The following is a 439-nucleotide window of genomic DNA, read 5'->3' as shown; positions in this document are numbered from 1 at the left end:
ACCACTTTGTGATTCATGACTGGGGTGAAGTCGTAACAAGGTAACCGTAGGGGAACCTGCGGTTGGATCACCTCCTTACCTTAAAGAANCGTTCTTTGTAGTGCTCACACAGATTGTCTGATGAAAAGTAAATAGCAAGGCGTCTTGCGATTGAGACTTACACGTCCCCTTCGTCTAGAGGCCCAGGACACCGCCCTTTCACGGCGGTAACAGGGGTTCGAATCCCCTAGGGGACGCCACTTGCTGGTTTGTGTGAGTGAAAGTCGCCGGCCGAAGTATCTCAAAACAGACTTCCGAGTCTTGTTTGAGATATTTGCTCTTTAAAAATCTGGATCAAGCTGAAAATTGAAACGACACACTGTTTCATTTCTCCGTAATAAGAAATGAAAAGCGGTGTGTTCGAGTCTCTCAAATTTTCGCAACACGGTGATGTTTTACG

Annotated in this window: 1 tRNA gene and 1 rRNA gene; both read left to right on the top strand. The window is 46.3% G+C overall.

The features are described 5' to 3' along the window. Positions 1-78 (top strand): 16S ribosomal RNA (locus NNO02_RS23555); the annotation flags it as partial. Positions 79-163: 85 nt separating this feature from the next. Continuing rightward, positions 164-239: transfer RNA gene (locus NNO02_RS23550), tRNA-Glu, on the top strand. The last annotated feature ends 200 nt before the right edge of the window (positions 240-439 follow it).

The sequence above is a fragment of the Citrobacter sp. Awk 2 genome (genome assembly GCF_028069815.1).
Taxonomy (GTDB): Bacteria; Pseudomonadota; Gammaproteobacteria; order Enterobacterales; family Enterobacteriaceae; genus Citrobacter.
Note: the sequence above shows the minus strand (reverse complement) of the source record. Positions and strands in the feature narration are given on the sequence as shown.